The following is a 23,419-nucleotide window of genomic DNA, read 5'->3' on the forward strand; positions in this document are numbered from 1 at the left end:
CGCGAATTCGATACAGTTAAGACAGAAAAAACCCAAACGGGGAAGCGTATCCCACCTGATGGATGCGCGGCGCACTCTAGCAACGGCGCTCAGAACTGAGAACCGGCGCCTCCCACGAACGCACAAACGCACGTCACACCAAGACAAAATCACCAGGAGAGTACCATGCGCGTACACATCGCAACCGACCACGCTGGCCTCGAACTGAGCCACTACCTGATCGAGTCCCTCACCGCTGAGGGCTACGAAATGATTGACCACGGCCCCGCCGACTACGACCCGCTGGACGACTACCCCTCGTTCTGCATTAACGCAGCCCTTGGCGTGAAGCGTGACCGCGAGGCTGGCCTGGACTCCCTGGGTATTGTGCTGGGCGGTAGCGGCAACGGTGAGCAGATGGCTGCGAACAAGGTTGATGGTATCCGCGCGGCTCTGGCATGGAACCACGACACCGCGGCGCTGGCTCGCGAGCACAACAACGCACAGGTTGTAGCTGTGGGCGGCCGCCAGCACAGCAAGGAAGAAGCACTGGAAATCATCAAGGTCTTCCTGGCTACCCCCTGGACCAACGAGGAGCGTCACGCACGCCGTATCGGTCAGCTGGCTGAGTACGAGCAGACCGGCGACATTGCCGGCAAGCAGATTGACGCTGCCTAAGCTCTAAAATCTGAGGCGCATAGTGCAGGCTATGCGCCTCAGTCGTCCCTGCACCCCATATAATCCGCAGCTATTTCTAGCCGACAAGTTTTCGAGGAGAACCCGTGCCCGAAGGCCACTCCATCCACCGTATCGCCCGCCAAATCAGTGACGTCTTCACCGGCGAGCGCGTGCAGGTTTCCTCCCCGCAGGGCCGCTACGCTGAGGGTGCCGCCCTGCTGGATGGGCACACCATCACCGGGGCGTACGCGCACGGTAAGCACCTGTTCGTGACCTTCGAGAACGACCTGACCCTGAACGTGCACCTGGGTATTTACGGTAACTGGAGCTTCGGCGGGGACGAGACGTTCACGGGTGCTTCGAGCATTGGCGCGCCCCGCAAGATCGGCGAAAAAGAATACGCGGCGGGGGAGGGGGAGCCTTACGCCGGTCCTCCCGAACCGAAGAGTACGGTGCGTTGCCGTATTGTTTCGGAGCACGGCTGGGCGGACCTGGTGGGCCCGACTATCTGCCGCACCCTCACCCCGGAGGAGGTGCGCACCGTCCGCTCCAAGCTCGGCCCCGACCCGCTCAACCCGGATGCCGACCCCGAACAGTTCTACCGCGCGGCACGCAAGAGCTCCCGCCCGATCGGTGTGATTCTGATGGATCAGGCGGCAATCTCCGGCGTGGGCAATATCTTCCGCGCCGAATCGCTCTACCGCCAGGAAATTGACCCGCTGCGCCCCGGCAAGAGCCTCAGCGACGAGGAACTGGAGCGACTCTGGGAAGACAATAAGCACCTGCTGGTCATCGGCGTGCGCGTGGGGCGCATCATCACCACCGAACCCGAAGACCGCCCCGGCATACCCGAAACCGAAGCATGGCCCGACCACGCCAACTACGTGTACATGCACCACGGCGAGCCCTGCCGCCGCTGCGGAACGACCATCCGCATGGAAGAAATTGCCGGCCGCAAACTCTACTGGTGCCCCGGCTGCCAGAAGTAGCTACAGGAGGAGAAGAACAATGGCTGAGGCTCTATTGGTGGTGGATGTTCAGAGGGGTTTTCTGCATCCGCAGCTACCGGCTAGAAATAATGACGGTGCGGAAGAGAAGATGCAGAAGATTATGGAGGGTTTTCGCTGTTCAGGGCGCGAAATAATCCATATTCAGCATCGGGGAACGGATTCGAGCTCCTTCTTTTACGATGAGGAAAATATTAGGTTCCAGAGCGGATTTGAGCCTCGTGTGGGGGAGAAGGTATTTACAAAAAATGTGAATAGCGCATTTATTGGTACAAATCTGCTTGCCTATCTGCGTGAACGCGGGATTGATCGGCTCACGGTGATGGGTTGTACGCTGCCGCATTGTGTGTCTACCACTGTGCGGATGGCGGCAAATTATGGTTTTCAGGTGACTCTTGTTGAGGATGCCTGCGTAACCTTTGCTCTTTCTGATGGTGCCGGTGATTTTCTTTCCCCGGAGATGGTGCACCTCTACAATATTGCGGCGTTGCGCGATGAATTCGCCACGATTGTCTCGGCGCAGCAGGTGCTTGAGAAGTATATGTAAGTTAGGCTGGAGCGTGCGGATTCCGAGCGCGCGAGGAAACAAATCCGCATGCGGAAGCGGTTCCCACGATTCGTTCAGGATAGTTCTCGAGGGGATGACGGGCTGGAGGGCGAAAATCCCGAGCGCGCGAGGGAATGCATTTTCGCCCGTAAGCGATTCCCGGCATCCCCGAGCACAAAAAATCCCCCCGACAACGTCGGGGGGATTGTGCGAGGGGATGACGGGAATCGAACCCGCGTAATCAGTTTGGAAGACTGAGGCTTTACCATTAAGCTACATCCCCGGAATGGAACTTGACCATAGTAGCGAGGTTCCATCTGTGCTGTCAAACTCTTTGGCGTGTTGGCGCGGTTTTGCGTGGTGGCCTTTGCCTGTTCTTGTGGGCGCTCGCCTCCTCTTTTTGTGCCGGTCTGCCCATCCTTATTAGGGGAGTACGCGCACAGTGGAAATAAACCGCGCACGAGCCGCTGTGTTGGGCATTTAGAGGGAAAACAGGTAAACTAGGGCACTGACTGTGTTAAGCACGCAAGTGCGCAACACGGTCGGTTTCACGGGGCGTGGCGTAGCTTGGCTAACGCGCCTGCTTTGGGAGCAGGAGATCGCAGGTTCGAATCCTGTCGCCCCGACGTGAAACGGTTGCCGCGACGCTACAAGGTCGTGGCGCTCTTTCCACTAAGCAACCGCGGCACACACGATTCGTGCCGCACCGAAACTATATGAGGAGATCACGGACGTGAAGACCGCCGTCGAGAAGCTCAACCCGACCCTCGCAAAGATTGAGGTCGAGGTTCCCTTCGCAGAATTCAAGCCCTACCTGGACCGCACCTACAAGAACCTCTCGGGTCAGATCAGCGTTCCCGGCTTCCGCAAGGGTAAGCTGCCCAAGCAGCTCATCGAGCAGCGTGCGGGCTTCGACTACATCGTCGAGGCATCCCTGAACGACGCTCTGAACGACTACTACGCACAGGCACTGGGCGAGAACGAACTCTCCCCCCTGGCACAGCCCGAGCTGGACGTTCAGTCCCAGCCCTCCACCGAGAACCGTGAGGCAGACGTCAAGCTGACCATCACCGTCACCGTCCGCCCCGAAATCGAGCTGCCCAACTACGAGGGCCTCGAGGTTGAGGTTGACGAGGTAGAGGTCACCGCTGAGGACGAGGTTCAGGCACTGGACGCTCTGCGTGAGCGCTTCGGCACCCTGAAGACCGTTGAGCGCCCCGCAGCTGACAAGGACTTCGTGACCATCGACATCGCCGCAGAAATCGACGGCGAGCAGGTAGACGCAGCAAACGACCTGTCCTACCAGATCGGTTCCGGCACCATGCTCGACGGCATCGACGAGGCTCTGACCGGCCTGTCCGCTGGCGAGGACGCAACCTTCGAGACCAAGCTCTCCGGTGGTGAGCACGCAGGCGAGCAGGCAACCATCAAGGTCAAGCTCACCGCAGTCAAGGAGCGCGAGCTGCCCGCAGCTGACGACGAGTTCGCACAGCTGGCTTCCGAGTTCGACACCATCGACGAGCTGAAGGAAGACATCAAGAAGCAGGTTGCAGAAGCTAAGGTTGCCGAGCAGGGCACCCAGGCACGCGACAAGGTCCTCGCAAAGCTCGTTGAACTCGTTGAGATCCCCGTCCCCGAGAAGGTTATCGAGGACCAGCTCGAGCAGCACTTCAACAACCCCAACGCTGAAGCAGACCACGACACCGAGGAGCACCGCGCCGAGGTTCGCGAGAACACCGAGACCGCATTCAAGAACGAGATGGTTCTCGACGCTGTTGCGGACAAGGAAGAAGTGACCGTTGACCAGGCTGAGATGATTAACTACATCATCACCATGAGCTCCCAGTACGGCATGGACCCCAACCAGTTCGCACAGATGCTGGACGGCTCCGGCCAGGCTGGCGCACTGGTCGGCGAGGTTCGCCGCTCCAAGGCTCTGGCAGCAGTGCTGAAGACCGCAGTGGTCAAGGACACCAAGGGCAACGTTGTTGACCTGTCCAAGTACCTGGGCGAGGGCGAAGAGGCAGCTGCCTAAATCCCCGCCACGGTCTGCAAAAAGCCACCCCGCTAGAGGGCGTGAGCTGATTGCTTGAAACGTGTAGCCTCAGCGGGCATCCACCGAATTACCGGTTGGGTGCCCGCTGAGGCTCTTTTCACCCCAAACTATTCCGTCCTCAAGTTATTCCGTACCGAGGTTTTCGCATCTGCTTCACCCCCTGGCGAACGAACAACCCGAAGGGAAGCGGGGGAGAGCAACTATCGGTAAGGTAGTAGCAACGAAACTTTTCGCGTGCGCTCCGGCGCGTAAATCGCGCAAAGATGCAGCGAAGACCCATTAGAGAAGAAGAGGAAGAATGTCCAGCTACATGCCTCTGCCCATCGGCGCCTCCCAGGCAGCCGGCGTGGCGCCCGCGCCGTCTATGGCAACCCCCATCGTTGGTGCCCAGGAAGATTACGTCTACAACAGCCTCCTGAAGGAGCGCATTATCTGGCTCGGCTCCGAGGTGCGCGACTCCAATGCCAACCTCATCTGCTCCCAGATGCTGCTGCTCTCGGCTGAAGACCCCGAGGCAGACATCTACCTGTACATCAACTCTCCCGGCGGCTCCGTCACCGCCGGCATGGCTATCTACGACACCATGCAGCTCATCCCGAACGACGTGGTGACCGTGGTGACCGGTATGGCAGCATCCATGGGTCAGTTCCTGCTCACCGCAGGCACCATCGGCAAGCGCTACGCAACCCCGAACGCCCGCATCCTCATGCACCAGCCCCTCGGCGGTATTGGCGGTACCGCATCGGATATCCGCACTCAGGCTGAGCTGATTCTGGACATGAAGAAGCGCCTGGCAGAAATCACCGCTGAGCGCACCGGCAAGAGCCTGGAAACCATCCTGAAGGATAACGACCGCGACAACTGGTTCAACGCGGAAGAAGGCCTGGAATACGGCTTCTTCGACCACATTGCCACCACCGCCGGTAAGCTGCCCGAATCGAAGAACGCATAAGGGAGATGCACATGAACTACCTGCCGAACGATATCACCACCTCGGCGCCGGCTATGCCGAGCAACCGCTACGTGCTCCCCAGCTTCGAGGAGCGCACCCCCTACGGTTACAAGCGTCAGGACCCGTACGCAAAGCTGTTCGAGGACCGCATTATCTTCCTGGGCACCCAGGTGGACGACGCATCCGCTGACGACATCATGGCTCAGTTGCTGGTCCTGGAGGCACAGGACCCCGAGCGTGACATCACCCTGTACATTAACTCGCCCGGTGGCTCCTTCACCGCAATGACCGCCATCTACGACACCATGCAGTTTATCCGCCCCGAGATCCAGACCGTGTGCCTGGGCCAGGCGGCATCCGCTGCGGCGGTTCTGCTGGCTGCCGGTACTCCCGGCAAGCGTCTGGCACTGCCGAACGCTCGCGTGCTGATTCACCAGCCCGCGCTGAGTGGCCAGCAGGGCGGTCAGGCATCTGACATTGAGATTCACGCGAACGAGGTTATGCGTATGCGTGAGTGGACTGCACAGACCCTGGCACTGCACTCGGGCAAGACCTACGAGGAAGTTGACCGCTCCATTGAGCGTGACAACATTCTGACTGCGGCTGCTGCCCTGGAGTACGGCCTGGTCGATAAGGTGCTGGAGTCGCGTAAGCTGCGTAAGCCTGCGACCAACACCGCTATTTCCCACACCTAAACTTTAGTTTTGAGGAATATCCCCGAGCATTTTTCGGGGGAGGGGCGGCATCGCTCCGTGTGCGAGCCTTCGGGCTGGTGCGCGGTGCGGTGCCGCCCTTTTTGCACCCGCCGGGTGGGGGCGGCGAACCAAGCTGATATGTGGCGTTGACCTGCTCTTTCTTGCCGGGCTTTAGCGTCACATACCTATCGTCATATGCCGGAGTATCAGCCTCGCCGCCGTCATAAAAGACGCGCTTTGTCATATGCCCGGTAAGTCCGTTCATTTGCGGTGCGTAATTCTTGGTTCCGGGGTGAACTCCGGTAGCCTTAGAGAGGGAGAAAATTCGAGTATTTCATACCGGTTTCTCACTCAAACCACGGCGCCCACCACCCGCCGGTGCCCCTCCTGAGAAATCACCGCAGACATCAGGTCACTGACCCTTCTGCACCGATTTCACCACGCCGATCGAAAGGGAATCTTCGTGGCCACAGACATCATTGTGCCTCCCGAACAGCCCAACGCCAGCATGCGATGCTCCTTCTGCAAGAAGACTCGCGCGCAGGTTTTCAAGATTGTGCTCGGCCCGAATGTTTCGATCTGCGACGAATGCGTGGAGCTGTGCGAAGAGATCCTCGCTGAAGAGCGTCTGAAGGTGAAATCCTCCGCGGCGGCGCCTGCATCTCAGCTGGCTACTCCGCGCGAAATTTACAGCTACCTCAACGACTACGTCATCGGTCAGGACGCGGCGAAGCGCACCCTGGCGGTGGCGGTGTACAACCACTACAAGCGCATCCACGATATTGATAACCCGGTGCTGACCTCCCGCATTCTTTCGGCGACCGCGGGGGAGCAGGTGGAGCTGGGCAAGTCGAATATTCTGATGCTCGGCCCGACTGGCTGCGGTAAAACCTACCTGGCGGCAACCCTGGCGAAGAAGCTGGATGTGCCCTTCGCCCTGGTCGACGCAACCACCCTCACCGAGGCGGGCTACGTGGGTGATGACGTGGAGAACATTCTGCTGCGCCTCATCAACGCCGCTGACGGTGATATTGCCAAGGCTCAGCGCGGCATTATCTACATTGACGAGATCGACAAGATTGCCCGCAAGGGCGGCGAGAACCTCTCCATCACCCGTGACGTGTCCGGTGAGGGCGTGCAGCAGGCGCTGCTGAAGATTATTGAGGGCACCGTGGCGACCGTACCGCCGGAGGGCGGACGCAAGCACCCGGCACACGCGAATATTGAGATTGATACCTCGAACATTCTCTTTATCGTAGCTGGCGCCTTCGACAATATCGACGACCGCATCGCAGCCCGCGTGGGCGCCGGCGGCATCGGTTTCGGCGCTGAACTGGGCAGCTCCGTAAAGAACCTGCTGGACCAGATCATGCCCGAGGACCTGGCGCACTACGGCATTATCCCCGAGCTGATTGGCCGCCTGCCGGTCATCTCGACCCTGAGTGAGCTCAACGAAGAAGAGCTGGCTCGCGTGCTGACCGAACCGAAGAACGCGCTGCTCAAGCAGTACCGTCACCTCTTCGCCCTGGACGGCGTGGACCTGGTCCTCGACGACGCTGCGATCGCGGCTATTGCCCGCCTCGCCGCCGAACGCGGCACCGGTGCCCGCGGCCTGCGCGCCATGATGGAGCAGATTCTGCAGCCGATTATGTTCGACATCCCGGACCGCACCGATGTGGTGTCCATCGTCATCGGTGAGGACACCGTGCTCAACGGCACGGAACCCCGCTACGTGCTGCAGGCGCCCGACCCCGAAACCGAGACTACCCGCACCGTGAAGGGGGAGGCGAAGGCCGCCTCCCTGAAGGAAGCGGACCGTCAGGCGGCATAACCGAATACTTCCAGCCGATAGGCTAGGGAATAAAGAAGCCGTCGCCCCGGTTATACGGGGTGACGGCTCACTAGCAGGTACCGTTCTCGCTGGCACGTCCTGATGAGCGTGTACTAAGAGCGTGTACCGAAGAATAAGCGCCGGCTCATAGAAGCGGCTGGCGCAACCGTATGAGAGAGGAACACTCATGACTGAGAACGCACCCGCACAGATTGATTTCTGGTTCGACCCGATCTGCCCCTGGTGCTGGATTACCTCCCGCTGGATTGGCGAGGTGCAGAAGGTCCGCAACGTTGAGGTGACCTGGCGTCCCTTCTCCCTGTCCATGCACAACCAGGGCCGCGACCTGCCCGCCGACTACCAGGCAATGATGGACCAGTCCTGGGCGCCGACCCGCCTCATTACCGCTGTGCGCGAGTTGCACGGCAACGAGGTCATCAAGCCCCTCTACGACGCTCTGGGCGAGCAGATTCACCACAACAAGAACAAGGCTGATTCCTACCGCGACGCAATCGTCAAGGCGCTGGAGGAGGTAAACCTGCCCGCTGAGCTGGTGGACGTCGCCTTCACCGACCAGTACGATGAGCAGATGCGCGCCTCCCTGGATCTGGCACTGGAGACCGTGGGCGGCACCGATGTGGGTGTTCCGCTGATTTCCATTAACGGTACCGCTTTCTTCGGCCCGGTCATCTCCCCGAGCCCCGCCGGTGAAGAGGCTGGTAAGCTCTTCGACGGCGCCCTGGCGCTGGCTTCCTACCCCGGCTTCTTTGAGCTCAAGCGCCCCCGTAACGTGGGCCCGATTTTCCACGGCGAAAAGGGCGAAGCCTAAGAACCCTGCAATGTGCTGAGATTCCTACAATGCGCGCAGGCTCGGTAGAGTCTGCGGCTGCAGAGCAAAAAAGTACCGCCCGATCATGTACTGACCGGGCGGTACTTTTCTATTCACTATGTTGCGCTGAAACGTGCAATCCCTGAAGCCTGCATTCTATGCGCGGTGAGCGCTACTTGCAGAGGTAGCCTTGCGTGCCTTCTGCGCATTGTGCGTCTTCTGTGCTTTCTGAGCTTTCTGAGCCTTGCGCTGAGCCCTGTGCTCCAGAACCTTCGGGTGCGTTGCTCGCTGCACAATCTTCGTATCGCGCATATGGAAGGTGCGGGTTGCCGTGTACTGGACCGCCGCGTCCGAGGTGAACGCCAGCATCGCGAACACCGCAACACCCAGCTGGAAGAAAATCGTGGACAGCGGCAGGGACTGGTGGCCCCACAGCACACCGCCGGTAATCGCTGCGAAGTTCAGCGCCGTCAACAGCAGAGCCAGACGACGAGCCTTCGACGAGCCGCGCAACGTGCTCCACAGCAGGAACAGGTGCACCGCCGAATAAATTGCTACAAAACCCACCAGCACGGTGCCGGTAATGGTGAGCAGCACGTTGCTATCCACCTGATCGAAGAGGTTCAGCAACTCAATGTCGTTGCCGGAGCCTTCCTCCAACAGCTTGGCGCGAAGTGCCGGGCGGCTGAGCGCCAAAATGACGCTGTTGACAATGTCGGCGAGGGTCACGGCGATCAGCATACCCGAACCAACCAGCAGGCTCAGCGGCATGCGGTACGCCAGGTCGTGCGCGCTGGAGAGGTGAATTTCTTCCTGCTTCTGCGGCTCCAAGCCCTCATTGTTCAGCACGATGACCGGGAGCGCGCCGTCCGTGCGGATCGCGTCGCCACCGCCGTTACGGGCGTGGTAGCCGGAGGAAAAATCGTGCAGAATCTCAACGTGAGTTTCCGGGTGGGCGTACTGAATGGACTCCACAATGTAGTCGCGTTCAAAGTCGGTTTCAGCGTCAATGCGGTGCGTGACCTGCAGAGTGAAGAAGCTGAAACCCACACCGGAGTCGTACGTGCCCGCCGCCAACCAATCCACCTGGTGGCCCCCCGGCAGAAGCCAGCCGTCCGGGGTTTTCCAGAAGCGCACGTGGTGGCGCTTCTCGGGGTTGCCGTCCACTTCCTTCTGGTAGGCGAAAGCCTGCGTCTTACCAAAAATTTTCAGCGGGGAGACGGGCGCCTCCGCGTAGGAGCGGCGGGTGATGGTGGAGAGAATAATCTTCCAGGAAGAGACGAGGGTGACGTTGTCAGCGCGGGTCCAGCCGGCGTCCTGCATGACCTGGTGAATCTGCTCCTCGGTACCAATCAGACCGATATTGACCGGGTCGCCGAGCAGACCGTCCGGGGTGCGTGTGCGCCCAATAAAGTAGTCGGGCACGTAGATGCGGGTCATGATCGCGTGAAAACGCGGTAGCGTCAGGTACGCGGTGACCGCCCAGAAAATAAAAGCGATGGGGAAACCCCAGAAAGAATGGCCAACCGTATTCGCCAGAATCATGAAGGTCAGCACGAGGGCCGCGATACCGGCGAAGATGAAGAAGAGAGTGTCCCAGAAATCGACCCACAAGCTACGCGGGACGAGGTCTTGCGCCGTGCCGCGCGCGTCAATATCACCACGGTAGACCGGTGGGGAGGTAACTGGGGGAGCGACATCGCTACGTATAGGCCGCAGGACGCGTTTTTGGTGGGACATTCCCGCCCTTTCTGCAACATAGTTAGGGTCTTTGAATATCCATAACTATAGCAAGGGGGCAGGTTGTGTGAAGTACGCATTCCGGGCAGGGCTTAATCGCTTGGCTCGATAGCCCCGCCGCGGAAAAACGCGGTACAACGCGGAGTGCTGGCGTTGCCGCGCGAAAGAAATAAAGGGTGACCCTACTCGGGGAGGGGCTTAGCCTCAACCGCAGCACGTGCGGCGGCAATGGAGCTTTCGTGGTGCAGCATATCGCGGCTTTCACGCATGAGGCGCACCCATTTGCGGGTCAGCTCCTCAAGCTGCTGAGCGGTCAACGAACCGGAGGCGATGCTCGCCTCATCGGTGGCGGCGCTGGTGGAAATGTGCTGAAGCCAGAGTTCATACACTTCGTTGGTGTAGCTGGCACGCAGCGCCTGGGCATGTTCACGTGCCTGGCTGATGTACTCGTTCAGGCTCGTGTGATAGTGCTGAAGCTGGTCGGGGGAAATGTTGGCTTGTGCTCCTGGCGGCGTGCTCGGGGTTGAGCTCTGCCTCGTCTGAGGCTCTTGCGGTAATCCGGAAGATGAAGAGTGTGAATTCATAGTAATTATGGGTGCGCCTACTTTGGCGCGGGTCAGAGTCAGGACGCATCGCTGCGCCTGACGGGTGGTTTACTGTCGTGCGGTTGGTCGGGGTATGTCGTTACTCGTACCGGTGATTTGTCCGTTGCTGAAGTTGAATAGAGGGTTGCTCCGGGTGGTAAAACCCTCGCATCAACAATCATACATAAAGTGACAGTCAATCTCATAAGGTTGATTATGCTCTTTGCACATTGATGAATATAAAAAATGGGTTGGAAATCCCACAGAATCCCCACAGATTAGCAGGCTAAACCCACATCGTTGGGGAAGGAAGCTAAGGAAAGCTCTTCGAATCAGACGCAGGTACTTGCGGGCCCCACAGAAATAAAACCCAAAGTCAGCACCGTATAGGTCCGCAGTCGGAATCTCACACCCGGCGAGCTGCAACAAACAGCAGGCACAGAAAACGGGGCGGTACTGAAAACCAGTACCGCCCCGTTACCAACACCAGAGCGGCGTCATAAAATCAAGCGATAAACGCTAAGACGTGATTACTCAGCTGCTTCTTCAACAACGAGCACAACGTCGCGAACCTCCAGCTCGCCCTCAGCCGCCACCAGGGACAGCTCACGAGCGTTACCGGCAGCCTTCAAATCAGCCATGCCAGCAGCAATGCGATCCAGCTGAGCCTGGGGAGCCGCAATAGTTGCGGACTCAACCTCGGTGCGCTGCTTAACCTTCGCGTCGCTCTTAGCCTTACGCAGACCACCCAGAGCCTCAGCAACATCCGGCAGAATCTGCTTCAGCGACTCAATCTGAGCCGGGTCAGCGTCTGCCAGGACCCACTGAGCAGAAATGCCAGCAGTCGGGTTCTGTGCAGAGTACTCAGCCAGCAGGGTACCCTCCAGGATGGGCAGTGCCTGCGGCCACTCGGCGCGGTGCACGCTACCTGCACGCCACCAGGACCAAATCTCTTCGGTCACGAACGGCAGGAAGGGTGCGAACAGGCGCAGCAGAGCATCCAGGGTGGTTGCCAGCGCAGCCAGAACAGAAGCCTGCTCCTGCTCGCCGCGAGCACCGTACGCACGGTCCTTAATCAGCTCAACGAAGTCGTCGGTGAAGGACCAGAAGAAGCTCTCGCAAATCTGCAGGGCACGAGCGTACTCGTACTTCTCGAACGCTGCGGTTGCTTCCTCAATCAGGTACGCCAGGCGAGCCAGCAGGGAGCGGTCCAGAGCGTTGATCAGCACGCGGCCCTGAGCCTGAGAAGTGATGACGGACTTCTCGGTAGCGCCCAGGTTCAGTACGAACTTGGATGCGTTCAGCAGCTTGATGGCAAGGCGGCGGCCAATCTTCATCTGGCCTTCGTCGTAGGCGGTGTCAGCACCCAGGCGAGCCGAAGCAGCCCAGTAGCGCACAGCGTCCGAACCGTACTTCTCCAGTACCTCGTTGGGGACCACTACGTTGCCCTTAGACTTGGACATCTTCTTGCGGTCCGGGTCAAGAATCCAGCCGGAGAGCGCGGTGTTGTACCACGGCACGGAGGAAGCCAGGGTCTCCGCGCGAACAGCGGTGGAGAACAGCCAGGTACGGATAATGTCGTGACCCTGCGGGCGCAGATCCATGGGGAAGGTCTTCGCGTGCAGGTCCGGGTTCACGCCCCAACCGGTCGCAATCTGCGGGGTCAGGGAGGAGGTAGCCCAGGTGTCCAGAACGTCCGGGTCGGCGATGAAGCCGCCCGCTACGCCGCGCTGATCCTCGGTGTAACCGGGAGCAGCCTGAGAAGCGGGGTCAACCGGCAGCATCTCTTCGGTCGGCAGAATCGGGTTCTCGTAGTCCGGCTCACCCTCAGCGTCCAGCGGGTACCAGACGGGGAAGGGAACGCCGAAGAAACGCTGGCGAGAAATCAGCCAGTCGCCGTTCAGGCCCTCAACCCAGTTCTCGTAGCGGCTACGCATGAAGGAGGGGTACCAGTTCATCTCACGGCCGCGCTCGATGAGCTTCTCGCGGCGTGCAGCGTCACGGCCACCGTTGCGGATGTACCACTGGCGGGAAGCAACGATTTCGAGGGGCTTGTCGCCCTTCTCGTAGAACTTCACGGGGTGGGTAATCGGCTTGGGGTCGCCGTCCATTTCGCCGGCCTCAACCAGCATCTCCACGACGGTCTTCTGTGCGGTGAAGACGGTGGTGCCTGCCATGCGCTCGTAGCGCTCGCGACCCTCAGCAGAGGTGATCCACTCGGGGGTTTCGCGGGAGAAACGGCCGTCGCGACCGATGAGGGCGCGGGTGTCCAGCTGCAGTTCACGCCACCAGGTGACGTCGGTGGTGTCACCGAAGGTACAGATCATGGCGATACCGGCACCCTTGTCGGGCTGTGCCAGCGGGTGCGCCTTGATTTCGACCTCAACGCCGAACAGCGGGGAGGTGACGGTGGTGCCGAACAGCGGCTTGTAACGCTCGTCGTCCGGATGCGCCACGAGAGCCACGCAGGAGGGCAGCAGCTCGGGGCGGGTGGTCTCAATCCAGACCTTCTCGCCGTTGGGGCGGTGGAAGCTGATGCGGTGGTACGCGCCGGGGCGTTCCTTGTCTTCCAGCTCAGCCTGTGCCACTGCGGTGCGGAAGGTGACGTCCCACATGGTCGGTGCTTCTGCCATGTAGGCGTTGCCTGCTTCCAGGTCCTTCAGGAAGGCGAGCTGGGAGACCTTGCGGGAGTGCGCGTCGATGGTGCGGTAGGTGCGCGACCAGTCAACGGACAGACCCAGGGTGGTGAAGAGGTTTTCGAAGACCTTCTCATCTTCAACCGCGAGCTCTTCACAGAGTTCAATGAAGTTGTTGCGGGAGATACGCGGCCACTTTGCCTGGCTGCGGTCGGGCTTGGGGGTACCGTCTGCCTTCCAGGTGATCAGGTCACGGAAGGAGTCGTTGTCTGCCACGGAGGGGTCGCAGAGAACGCCGTAGTAGTTCTGAACGCGGCGTTCGGTGGGCAGGCCGTTGTCATCCCAGCCGAGGGGGTAGAACACGTTCTTGCCGGTCATGCGCTGGTAGCGTGCAATGACGTCGGTCTGGGTGTAGGAGAACATGTGACCCACGTGCAGGGAGCCGGATGCGGTCGGCGGCGGGGTGTCAATGGAGTAGACCTGTTCGCGAGTGGTGTTCTCGTCGAATGCGTAGGTCTTCTCGTCGGCCCAGCGCTGCGAGAGCTTCTCTTCGAGGCCTTCGAGGGCGGGGCGGTCGGGAACGTTAATCTGTACGGGCGAGTCTGAGCCCAAAATGTTTTCAGCCATAACGGCTATTTTCTCATATTCACGGCATTCTCTCAGCTCCAGGGGAATTCTGCGCCGCGCCGTGCTGTTCGTACCGCTCGATGGCGGCTTCTAGACGCGCCAGGAGGTGCCGGTATCGGCGCGCAAATTGTGCCCTGCGTACTGCGGCGCGTACCCCGGTAGAGGCGGTGAGCTCTTGCCAGCTGGCGGGGTCGAGGTAGCTCTGCCCCAGCAGCAGGTGCACCTCAGAACTGTAGGGGGTTCCGGTGGCGGCACGGATAGTGCGCGCCCTCTGTTGGAGGGTGCGGCGCCGCTCTTTAAGGTCGGTGATGTGCTGGTGCGGTGTTGCTGTCATGTGGAGGTTCCCTATATGAGGAGTAATTGGCGGTTCAGCGGCAAACTCGGTGGAAACGGTAATGGGGGAGAGACCCCCTAATATACTGCCCTCGGTTACCTGCAGTGTATGCGCGAAAATCTGCAGTATCAATGCCCACGAATCCTTCTCAGCAGAGCGGGCGCGGCGTAGACTGAAGATACACGACCTTTGAGGAGTTGCCAATGAGTTCTCTGAGTATTTTTGGTTTGGGTACGCCTGAAACCGTTCTGCTGATACTGCACCTGACGCTGGTGGCGTTGTGCCTCTGGCATTTGACGGTGCGTAGCGGCTACGGCGAGGCGCGCATGCGGTTCGTGCTACCCCTGCTTGTGTTCATGCCCGGCGCCGCGGCTCTTTACCTGTTGTCGGCGCGTGAGGGTGCGGTCCCTCCGGACACGATCAAGACTGGTAGTAGCTCGCCCGTGTACTTTGAGCACCGTCTCGGTTTCCGTGACGGCGGTAGGAGTCGTTGGGGTCTGCCTCGCCGCCGCAAGTAGTAGCCTGACAGAGCGCCGGGCGGTTGTGGCACCGGCATCTATCTCACTATCGAAAATTTCAAAATATATGCCCGCGAGCCTGCTCGAACAGAGCACTCGCGGGCATCCTTCTCATAGGATTAAAGTATGACTGAGAACACCCACATTCCTGCATCTCCTTTCCTGCCTCATACCGGCGACGGCAAAGTTGCCGTGGTGACCGGCGCATCCAGCGGTATTGGTCGAGCCACCGTACAGCAGCTAGTAGCAAGTGGCTGGACCGTCTATGCTCTGGCTCGTCGCACCGACCGTCTTTACACCCTTTATGCGGAGACCGGCGCTCACCCGGTGACCTGCGACGTGACCGACGAGCATTCCGTGCGCTTTGTCGCCGAGCAGATTCTGGAGGAGCAGGGCACCATTGACGCCCTGGTCAATATTGCCGGTGGTGCTATTGGCGTGGATAAGGTTGCCGACGGCAAGCCTACCGATTATTTGAAGATGTACCAGATGAATGTGCTCGGTATTCTGCACATGGTGCGTGCCTTCGCGGAGGCGTTGCGCCTGAACGGTCACGGCACGATCCTGAACCTGACCTCCACTGCGGCCGAGCACGGTTACGAGGGCGGTGCCGGATACAATGCGGCGAAGTTCGGCGCTCGCGGCCTGACGGAGGCGCTCCGCCTGGAAGAAGCGGAACATAACGTTCGCGTGATTGAGATTTGCCCGGGCATGGTGCACACCGAAGAGTTCTCTCTAAACCGCCTGGGGTCCAAGGAAGCCGCCGAGCGCGTCTACGCGGGTGTTGAGAAGCCGCTGACCGCAGAGGACGTGGCGCAGACCGTGACCTTTGCGCTGAACGTTCCGCACCACGTGAACCTTGACCGTATTACTATTCGCCCGGTGGCGCAGCCGAGCCAGTTCAAGGTGATTCGCAAGGAGAGCTAAGCTCGCGGCGCGCCGTGACGCTTGAGCCTCAGTGAGGCATCGACTTTGGTAGCCCCGCCCGCATCCCTATCTGGATGTGGGCGGGGTGTTTCTCTGTGTTCTCGGCGCGTAGAGAAGGCATACATGAAGGTGCCCGTGGGATGTTGAGAGGCGGGGGAGAGGCATGAAGGAGAACTTGAGGGAACTGTGAAGTGGTACGTGAGACTTTAAGGTTCACTAAGGTGAAAATGGCGAGCTGAAATCACCTATGGAACACCCTATATTTTCTTCAAATGCAATCAAAAGATAGGGTTATATGTCCTCGTATGTCAGTAGATGGGCGCAAAATCCCCGGATTGGTCTGTATTAACCCTCAAGTTAAGGGGTTGTTTTATAACGATTTCGTTACAGTTGGGCAAAGATGACGGTAAGCATGCTAAACGTCCAGGGGCAAATGCTAGCCTTTTAGCAGTCACACCCATGTATGGGCCTACTGCACCTTCAAAGACGGGGGCGCACTACGGTAGGCTCAACACCGATAATCAGAGATCGAGGAAAAATGTCGAAGACTACCCGTCGCGTTTACAAGATCGCAGCAGCGGCAGCCTTTACTGCCGGTTCCGTGGCAGCAATCCCGGCAACTTTTGCGGCAGAAGCACCCGCTGATCAGCAGCAGCAGGTTGTCGACCAGAAGGCAACTGCTCAGACTTCTTCCCTGCCTGGCGGCAACGCAACCGAGACCCCCAAGGCTGAGGCAACCCAGGCTCCTAAGGCTGAAACCCCCAAGGCTGAGGCTCCTAAGGCTGAGGCAACCGAAGCTCCCAAGGCTGAGACCCCTGCCCCCACCGCTCCTGCAACCGAGGTACCCAAGGCTGAAACCCCCAAGGCTGAGGCAACCGAGGCTCCTAAGGCTGAAACCCCCAAGGCTGAGGCAACCGAAGCTCCCAAGGCAGAGACTCCTGCCCCCACTGCCCCGGCTACCGAGGCTCCTAAGGCTGAAACCCCCAAGGCGGAGACTCCCAAGGCTGAGGCAACCGAGGCTCCTAAGGCTGAGACTCCTAAGGCTGAGACTCCTAAGGCTGAGACTCCTAAGGCAGACGCAACCGAGACCCCCAAGGCAGAGACCCCTGCCCCCACTGCTCCGGCAACCCCCGAGCCCACCACTCCGGCAACCCCCGAGCCCACCACTCCCTCCACCCCGGCTCCCGAGGTGAAGCAGGCTGACCCCTCCGTCGTTATTGAGAACGCTCACTTCCCCGGTGACGCACAGTTCAACACCGTGAGCGTTGTTGCAACCGGCTTCTACGGCGAGAAGGTTGGCCCCGGCGTTCAGGTCAGCATCTACGCACTGGATGCAAACAAGCAGGTCACCGGCGATGCTATCGCAACCGTTTCCGTGTCTGCAGACCAGATTCAGGACGGCTCCTTCAAGACCGCCTTCACCGTTGAGGCAAGCAAGCTGCCCGCAGGCGCATCCTACGCTCTGGTTGCTGTCAGCAACCCGCAGGGTCAGCCCGATCAGAAGCTCGTAGCTCTCTCCTCCTTCAGTGTCACTGAGTCCACCTCTCCCAAGGCTGAGACCCCCAAGGCTGACGAGACTCCCGCTCCCGTAACCCCGGCACCCGAGACCCCGAAGGCTGACGAGACCCCGGCACCCGAGGCTCCCAAGACTGAGACTCCCAAGGAAGAAACTCCTGCTCCGGAAGCCCCCAAGGCTGAGACCCCCAAGGCTGACGAGACCCCCGCTCCTGAGGCTCCCGCAGCACCCGAGAACGCAACCCTCACCACCGAGGATGCTTCCCTGAACCCGAACGACCAGTACAACGTTCTGACCATTAACGGTTCCGGTTTCACTCACGAGTCTGTTGCTCGTGGCGTTCAGATTAATGTCTACCGTCTGGATGCTAACGGCAACATTACCGGTGAGGCTCTGGCAACCTACGATGTGCCCGCTTCCGAAATTATGGAGGGCACCTTCCGTGCGAAGGTCAGCATCCTGTCTGAGCGCCTGCAGCCCGGTTTTGCTTACGCAATGGTGGCAACCAGTGACCCGAACGGTCTGGTACACCAGGTGGCAGTCACCACCGCTGTTGTGAGCGACGCGGACCACCCGGCACCGACCCTGCCGGCGGCTACCGAGGGTGACAACACTACCGTTCGCGACAACGGCGACGGCACCACCAGCGTCTTCACCGCTGAAATGCGCGAAGATGGCTCGGTTGTGGTGAGTGAGACTCGCGTGCCTTCTTCGCAGGCACCGAAGGCTAAGGTTGGCAGTGCATCCGCTACTACCTCGTCGAAGGGTCACGGCCTGAGCACCTCCGGTTATCAGGGTTCGTCTTCGTCCTCTTCGAAGCAGCAGCTGGCTCACACTGGTGCTGAGGGTGTTGCAGGTATCGCAGGTGTTGGCGCCGCAGCTCTGATTGCTGGTGCCGCACTGATGCTCCTGCGCCGCCGCAGCCTCTAATAGCTCAGCCCCTATAGGCTAGGCTCTGAATATCTGATACTCGCCGCAAGGTGAGTGATTCAAGTGCCGCCAATACTCTGAAAGGGTATTGGCGGCACTTTTGCATGCCAGCAGTTTTTATTGAGCTGTTCTTTGGATCTGGGGGTAGTTGTGTGTGGCAAGGTGTGTGCGGTAAGCGGGGTGAGAGGGGTGGCTCTTCCGTATTGGGGGTGCAGGCAGGCGTAATGGAATGATATTGTCGACTTATTTTGTGTGTGGTTATTGGTACGCACGCTTTTAATCAATGTGCGGGGAAAGGCGCTGTGACCTGCATTTTTTCACTTAAAAGAAATAAATTAAATGCATGAATGTGCAGAATATTTTTATCTCAAATCCATTAAAACTGCATATGCATGCAATAAAACCCTGAACCTCAAGGGAGAGTTGAAAAATTTCGCCTAGTCCATGCAATTTGAGTGCTCTTGATACTGTTCTGGAGGGTAAAAAATATTCCATGTGGGTTATTGCACAAGAAAATAGTCAGGACGTAAAGCGTATTTACAGCAATAATCTAAAAAGTATTGTTAGTGTGGAATTACCGATAAATAGAGCGATTCCCTTCGCGGTAACTTCCACCATTACAGGAATGTTATGACTAGTCCGTGCGTTATAGCGTTCATTCCTGAAGAAGTACCCAACCATCTTCACTCCGTGGCACCCTCCGGAGGGTATCGTTCACACTCACAGAAAAGGTGTGTTCCATGCCCGAACCCGCTCACTCAAAAACCCGAGCAACAGCCGCTATTGCTGCATCCGTCCTGTCCGTTACCGGTGTTGGTGCTGCGCACGCAGATGTGCAGGTGCAAAATACTGGCGGAATTGCTTCATCGACTGCGGTAGAACCCGACAATCCCCCCTCCGCAGCAAACGCAACCCCCGTCGAAAACGTTGCCACCCAGACTTCCCCGCAGGTGTATGTGGAGCAGGGGGTTGTCATTAACCCCGCACGCCCCCAGAGCATCACCGTCACCGGTGAAGGCTTTACCGGCGGTGCCGTTGAACGTTACGGCGTGGCAGTCTACGTGAGCGAATACCGCCAGTACCCCCTCTACGCACTGGGCCGCGGCTCCGCAGTGACGATGACCCTCGTACCCGAACTCGATGTGGACGGTGGCCGCTTCAGCACCCAGTTGACCCTGCCCGCAGGTACCCTCGACCCCAACCAGCAGTACGTCGTCGCAACTGCCGTGGTTGATCCTGCCAAGGGCTACGCGACGGAGGATCCCTCCTACAACTCCTCTGCACCGCTGGAGCTGCTGCCCGCAAATACTCAGGATGAGCCGCTGAATGCTCAGATTCTTTCGGGCCAGATGGAAATTCCACAGGAGAAGAACCTGGTGGTTTACAAGGTCACCGGCCTGGGTGAAGCGCAGGCATTTGAAGTGATGACCTACGTCTACGCCTTGGATAGCCAGGGTAACCGCATGCTGCTGGCTGTTTCTCCCGCGCGCGCCGACGTTGTGAACGGTACCCTCCTGGATGGCATTGAGGTGCCCGGATCCATGCTGGAAGAAGTTCAGAACGTCCACGAGAATCTGCGTTACGTGCTGAGCGTTGAGGTGGCTCCCTCTGCAGCTAATGGTTATACCGCCCAGGAAGTTGAGGTTCCCTTCATGAATGGTTGGAATGTACAGCACGGCTCCGCTCCGGTTGCTACCGCCGAGCGTGCAATGGCGGAGCAAGAACTGTCTGAGAAGAAGCAGGTCAGTGAGGAGGTGCCGGCTGAGCAGGCTACCCAGCCGACTCAGGGTGTTCAGTCTGAGCAGGTGGCCCCCTCAAATACTGCCGAGCAGTTCGACCACGTATTGCCCGAGGATGATCCGCGCCGCCACTACAGTCTGCCGCGCAATACCGTCTTTGACCGCGTCCACGACACCACTGAAGAACAGGCCTCTAACCCCGTGATGACCGCCCGCCTGCACGTAGAAGAAACCGTAGTTCCCGAAAACGACTCCGAGAAGACTCTGACCGTGCGTGGCGAGGGCTTCACCGGCGTTGGTTCGGTGCACCTGATGGTCAGTGCTGTCGACGAATACGGTGCGGCAACCGGCGGCGTGATTGCGTCGGCTGATGTTTCTGAAATTGATGCATCCGGCGCATTTAGTGCTCAGGTGCAGATTCCTGGCTCGGCGCTCAAGCCCGGCACCACCTACCGCGTGAGTGCTGTGGCGGAGGATGAGCAGGGCACTGTGCGCATGGTCAACGGTGGCTTCACTGTCGAGCGCGATAGCGTGGATAACACGCCCGCAACCCCTGAGCAGGATGCACCTGCTGCCGAGGCTCCCGCAGCTGATGCTTCGGTGCCCGCTGAGCCCGCTGAATCTGCACCGGTGGCTGATCAGGCTTCCGCCGCCGAGCAGAAGGCGGGGGAGGGTAGTGCCGAGCAGAAGAAGGACGCTCCGGCTAGTGCTCAGGGTGCTCCCGCGCAGAATGTCCCTGCACAGAATACCTCTGTGCAGAAGACTGAAGCGCAGAAGGGCAACCCGCAGAAGGTTGAAGCGCAGGCATCTGGCTCCCAGAAGGTTGCCTCTGGCACCCAGCAGAAGCGCGAGCAGTTGGCGGCTACTGGCGCCTCCAATATGCTGGTCATTAGTGCCGCTGGATCGCTGTCACTGCTTGCCGGTATGCGTTTGAGTCGCCGTCGCCGTAGTGAGATGCGGCTCAGTTCTCGCCACTAAAACGGGGTAATTATTGCCCCACTAGGCAAAATATTCATATAGATGTAGGGATGTCCGAAATGCAAGATTCGGGCATCCCTACATCTTTAACTTTTTCTAAGGTTATACCTATAATTTAGAGTGCTGTTATAGACGGTACTATCACTCTTTATCACCTCGTTCACCCGGGGTGAGGAGTCGCTGTGAAGCGCCTCCGGTCACCGATATGAGAGAACCGTTATTCTGCGCCTACTTCCGACCTTTGGGCGCAGGAGTCACACGACGATTCATCACACTCACTCACGAAAATAGGTGACCATGTTTTCCACGCAGCGAACTGCTCGCGGCGCGGCGCTAGTAGCGTCTGCCGCCCTCGGTTTGGGCGGCTCCGTCGCGCCTGCAACTCTGGCCCCCGCAACCTTTGCATCTGCCGCTCACGCGCAGACTCAGCAGCCCCCGAAGCCTGAACTTCCCATCGCTGTCGCCACCGACGTAGTCAGCCACGATACCACCCTGGATCTGGTAGCTCAGAGCAAGGACTACACCCTGCTGTCGATGACTGGCGTGACTTCCCTGGACAACCTGAAGGTTCGCCTGATCGCTATTTCCGTTGATGACGGTCCCGTGGCGGCAATGACCGTGCCCGCCTCCCAGATGACTGCCTCTCTGAACGATGAGGGCGCCCTGGAAGTTAGCATTCACCAGCGCCTGAACATTGAGCAGCCGTACATGGTTGAGGTGCTGAACCTGCGCACCAATGACACCGTCTCGGTTGAGTTCATGCCCGAACAGGGTGCGACCGTTGACGAGATTCTGGCGAGCCGCCAGAACATTTTCTTCCCTGACACCCCTGGCGTTCCCCGTGCTAACCGCGTGGAGGCGAATCCTGCCCCCGAGGTGTCCCTGAGCCCCAGCGCATCCCCGAGCGCCGCGAAGGATAGCCCGCGTCCGACGGTCGCCCCGGTACCATCTGAAGCGCCGTCTGCATCGCAGAAAGTTTCGGCTCGTCCTTCTGCGAGTGCATCTGCTAGCACCTCGGTGAGTGCGTCCGCGAGTGAGTCTGCTTCGGCGAGTTCTTCTACCGATGATGCGGCGCCCGCTGAGGTGACCGAGGATCGTCTGCTGGTGCACTCCCGCTCCGATCGGGCTCCCTCGGAGACCCGTGAGGCGACCCTGGAAATTTCCACCGCAGAGCTGCGCGGATCGGATGAGCTGCAGCCGATTAGCGTGCGCGCTAGGAACGTTGCGGAGAGTGGCCTGGGTTATGACGTGATGGTCTTTGAAATGCCTGCTGACGGCGGTGCCGTGGGTTCGCCGCTGGCGACCACGCATGTGAGCCCTCAGCAGGTGACTGATGATTCTTTCTCTGCTGATTTGAAGGTTCCTGGCACCTCTTTGAATGCGGGTAAGCGCTACCGTGTGGTTGTGGTGGGTGGTAACTCCACTGAGGAGCTGCAGCTCATGGCGACCAGTGCTTTTGGTGTGAGCGTGATTCAGCGTGCGGTTCCTATTGATCCGGATCCGAAGCCTACGAATACTGTTGTTCACCCGCAGATCCCGATGATTTCTGATGCGAATCAGCGTGTGAGCCCTTCGGCCCCTTCGGGGCGCGTGAGCGCTGTGGATTCTTCAGGTGCCTCTGCGGATGCTCAAGATTTGGTGACTGATTCTGTTGCTAAGATTCCCTCGGTGGATAGCGCTCTGGGCTATATTGTGCAGGCGCAGCAGTCGGCGCGTGCGATTACCGCGCAGGCTCGTAGTTCTGTGGCTGAGACTGCAGTGGTTCCTTCGACGATGGTGATGTCTGGTTATGCGACGCTACTGCCTGGTCGTACTGTGGTGAACCTGCTGGGTTATCAGTCTTCGGAGTCTGAAACGGTGACTGTTGCTTCGCCTCAGGAGAATGCGGGTGCTGCAGGTTCGGGTAGTTTCTATACGCGTAGCTCGAAGTCGCGCGGTGATTCTGCCGGTTCGAAGCTGGAGGCGAGCGCTCAGGATAATGGCCCGCTGCCGGAGGGTACCTTGCCGCTGAGTATTGCTCTGCTGGGTTCGGTTGCCTTTGTGGGTACTGCTGTTGCGGTTAATGTGTATCGTCGCCGCCTTGAGGGTGCTGAGGAGCTGGGTGCTGAGTAGTTCAGCTATTTGTTGCTTAGCGCTGTGAGGCGTGGCTCTCTGTAGGGGAGTTTGTTGAGTGGGAGGCGCTCTGTCGGGTGCGTGCCGTGTGGGTGCGTGTTTGGCGGGGCGCCTTCTGTGTGCCCGGATGTTTGACTCTATTGCGCGGTGGTCTGGATTGCACGGTGGTCTGGTGCGCTTTGGGGTGGTGTAAAAAATTCTTTT

General features: G+C 59.3%; 16 protein-coding genes and 2 tRNA genes. 14 read left to right on the forward strand and 4 right to left on the reverse strand.

Annotated elements, in window-relative coordinates; translation table 11 throughout:
- Positions 1–165 precede the first annotated feature (165 nt).
- The 3 genes from HMPREF2999_RS06160 (at position 166) to HMPREF2999_RS06170 (ending at position 2,211) form a co-directional block, all read left to right on the forward strand.
- Entirely contained in the window at positions 166–657 is a 492-nt protein-coding gene (locus HMPREF2999_RS06160) for a ribose-5-phosphate isomerase (RefSeq protein WP_049327797.1), read from the forward strand.
- A 104-nt stretch (positions 658–761) separates the two neighbouring features.
- Positions 762–1,646, forward strand: coding sequence for an Fpg/Nei family DNA glycosylase (locus tag HMPREF2999_RS06165; protein WP_005508136.1), 885 nt, complete (start codon positions 762–764; stop codon positions 1,644–1,646).
- Between the two features lie 19 nt (positions 1,647–1,665).
- Positions 1,666–2,211 (forward strand): cysteine hydrolase family protein, encoded by a 546-nt coding sequence (locus HMPREF2999_RS06170; protein WP_070676647.1) that lies wholly within the window; start codon positions 1,666–1,668, stop codon positions 2,209–2,211.
- A gap of 212 nt (positions 2,212–2,423) precedes the next feature.
- On the opposite strand, the gene HMPREF2999_RS06175 is transcribed toward HMPREF2999_RS06170, so the two are convergent.
- Positions 2,424–2,494: transfer RNA gene (locus HMPREF2999_RS06175), tRNA-Gly, on the reverse strand.
- A 268-nt stretch (positions 2,495–2,762) separates the two neighbouring features.
- On the opposite strand from HMPREF2999_RS06175, the gene HMPREF2999_RS06180 reads away from it, so the two are divergent.
- From HMPREF2999_RS06180 to HMPREF2999_RS06205, 6 genes are all read left to right on the forward strand, one after another.
- Positions 2,763–2,837: transfer RNA gene (locus HMPREF2999_RS06180), tRNA-Pro, on the forward strand.
- Positions 2,838–2,944: 107 nt separating this feature from the next.
- Complete coding sequence (gene tig, locus HMPREF2999_RS06185; RefSeq protein ID WP_049327800.1) at positions 2,945–4,246, forward strand: trigger factor; 1,302 nt, start codon at positions 2,945–2,947, stop codon at positions 4,244–4,246.
- Positions 4,247–4,565: 319 nt separating this feature from the next.
- Positions 4,566–5,219: an ATP-dependent Clp protease proteolytic subunit gene (locus tag HMPREF2999_RS06190; RefSeq protein WP_005505718.1), complete on the forward strand. Its 654-nt coding sequence runs from the start codon at positions 4,566–4,568 to the stop codon at positions 5,217–5,219.
- A gap of 5 nt (positions 5,220–5,224) precedes the next feature.
- A complete protein-coding gene (locus tag HMPREF2999_RS06195; protein WP_012903382.1) occupies positions 5,225–5,914 on the forward strand; it encodes an ATP-dependent Clp protease proteolytic subunit in 690 nt (229 codons plus the stop codon).
- Positions 5,915–6,422: 508 nt separating this feature from the next.
- Positions 6,423–7,745 carry an ATP-dependent Clp protease ATP-binding subunit ClpX gene (gene clpX, locus HMPREF2999_RS06200; protein WP_210399543.1) on the forward strand — a complete coding sequence of 441 codons (1,323 nt, stop codon included), beginning with the start codon at positions 6,423–6,425 and terminating at the stop codon, positions 7,743–7,745.
- A 187-nt stretch (positions 7,746–7,932) separates the two neighbouring features.
- Positions 7,933–8,574, forward strand: coding sequence for a DsbA family oxidoreductase (locus HMPREF2999_RS06205; RefSeq protein ID WP_070676642.1), 642 nt, complete (start codon positions 7,933–7,935; stop codon positions 8,572–8,574).
- A 156-nt stretch (positions 8,575–8,730) separates the two neighbouring features.
- Here HMPREF2999_RS06205 and HMPREF2999_RS06210 read toward each other — a convergent pair whose 3' ends face one another.
- From HMPREF2999_RS06210 to valS, 3 genes are all read right to left on the reverse strand, one after another.
- Positions 8,731–10,314: an LssY C-terminal domain-containing protein gene (locus HMPREF2999_RS06210; RefSeq protein ID WP_070676640.1), complete on the reverse strand. Its 1,584-nt coding sequence runs from the start codon at positions 10,312–10,314 to the stop codon at positions 8,731–8,733.
- 182 nt (positions 10,315–10,496) lie between these two features.
- Positions 10,497–10,898, reverse strand: coding sequence for a hypothetical protein (locus HMPREF2999_RS09550; protein WP_141757049.1), 402 nt, complete (start codon positions 10,896–10,898; stop codon positions 10,497–10,499).
- A 530-nt stretch (positions 10,899–11,428) separates the two neighbouring features.
- Positions 11,429–14,161, reverse strand: a complete 2,733-nt coding sequence (gene valS / locus HMPREF2999_RS06220; RefSeq protein ID WP_049345610.1) for a valine--tRNA ligase — start codon at positions 14,159–14,161, stop codon at positions 11,429–11,431.
- 537 nt (positions 14,162–14,698) lie between these two features.
- On the opposite strand from valS, the gene HMPREF2999_RS06230 reads away from it, so the two are divergent.
- The 5 genes from HMPREF2999_RS06230 (at position 14,699) to HMPREF2999_RS06250 (ending at position 23,215) form a co-directional block, all read left to right on the forward strand.
- Positions 14,699–15,013, forward strand: a complete 315-nt coding sequence (locus HMPREF2999_RS06230) for a penicillin-binding protein (RefSeq protein WP_070676636.1) — start codon at positions 14,699–14,701, stop codon at positions 15,011–15,013.
- Positions 15,014–15,139: 126 nt separating this feature from the next.
- Positions 15,140–15,940, forward strand: coding sequence for an SDR family oxidoreductase (locus tag HMPREF2999_RS06235; protein ID WP_005505741.1), 801 nt, complete (start codon positions 15,140–15,142; stop codon positions 15,938–15,940).
- 538 nt (positions 15,941–16,478) lie between these two features.
- A complete protein-coding gene (locus HMPREF2999_RS06240; RefSeq protein ID WP_070697743.1) occupies positions 16,479–18,386 on the forward strand; it encodes an LPXTG cell wall anchor domain-containing protein in 1,908 nt (635 codons plus the stop codon).
- A gap of 740 nt (positions 18,387–19,126) precedes the next feature.
- Positions 19,127–21,103 (forward strand): adhesin, encoded by a 1,977-nt coding sequence (locus HMPREF2999_RS06245; RefSeq protein WP_070676630.1) that lies wholly within the window; start codon positions 19,127–19,129, stop codon positions 21,101–21,103.
- A 297-nt stretch (positions 21,104–21,400) separates the two neighbouring features.
- Entirely contained in the window at positions 21,401–23,215 is a 1,815-nt protein-coding gene (locus tag HMPREF2999_RS06250) for a propanediol dehydratase (RefSeq protein WP_070676628.1), read from the forward strand.
- Positions 23,216–23,419 lie beyond the last annotated feature (204 nt).

The organism is Rothia sp. HMSC066H02, from assembly GCF_001814995.1.
In the GTDB taxonomy this organism is placed as follows: Bacteria; Actinomycetota; Actinomycetes; order Actinomycetales; family Micrococcaceae; genus Rothia; species Rothia mucilaginosa.

Bases quoted from the DNA above. Each gene is read 5' to 3' on its own strand.
- HMPREF2999_RS06160 (WP_049327797.1), top strand. From the start codon at position 166: ATGCGCGTACACATCGCAACCGACCACGCTGGCCTCGAACTGAGCCAC.
- HMPREF2999_RS06170 (WP_070676647.1), top strand. From the start codon at position 1,666: ATGGCTGAGGCTCTATTGGTGGTGGATGTTCAGAGGGGTTTTCTGCAT.
- HMPREF2999_RS06190 (WP_005505718.1), top strand. From the start codon at position 4,566: ATGTCCAGCTACATGCCTCTGCCCATCGGCGCCTCCCAGGCAGCCGGC.
- HMPREF2999_RS06195 (WP_012903382.1), top strand. From the start codon at position 5,225: ATGCACATGAACTACCTGCCGAACGATATCACCACCTCGGCGCCGGCT.
- clpX (WP_210399543.1), top strand. From the start codon at position 6,423: ATGCGATGCTCCTTCTGCAAGAAGACTCGCGCGCAGGTTTTCAAGATT.
- HMPREF2999_RS06205 (WP_070676642.1), top strand. From the start codon at position 7,933: ATGACTGAGAACGCACCCGCACAGATTGATTTCTGGTTCGACCCGATC.
- HMPREF2999_RS06210 (WP_070676640.1), bottom strand. From the start codon at position 10,314: ATGTCCCACCAAAAACGCGTCCTGCGGCCTATACGTAGCGATGTCGCT.
- HMPREF2999_RS09550 (WP_141757049.1), bottom strand. From the start codon at position 10,898: ATGAATTCACACTCTTCATCTTCCGGATTACCGCAAGAGCCTCAGACG.
- valS (WP_049345610.1), bottom strand. From the start codon at position 14,161: ATGGCTGAAAACATTTTGGGCTCAGACTCGCCCGTACAGATTAACGTT.
- HMPREF2999_RS06230 (WP_070676636.1), top strand. From the start codon at position 14,699: ATGAGTTCTCTGAGTATTTTTGGTTTGGGTACGCCTGAAACCGTTCTG.
- HMPREF2999_RS06235 (WP_005505741.1), top strand. From the start codon at position 15,140: ATGACTGAGAACACCCACATTCCTGCATCTCCTTTCCTGCCTCATACC.
- HMPREF2999_RS06240 (WP_070697743.1), top strand. From the start codon at position 16,479: ATGTCGAAGACTACCCGTCGCGTTTACAAGATCGCAGCAGCGGCAGCC.
- HMPREF2999_RS06245 (WP_070676630.1), top strand. From the start codon at position 19,127: ATGCCCGAACCCGCTCACTCAAAAACCCGAGCAACAGCCGCTATTGCT.
- HMPREF2999_RS06250 (WP_070676628.1), top strand. From the start codon at position 21,401: ATGTTTTCCACGCAGCGAACTGCTCGCGGCGCGGCGCTAGTAGCGTCT.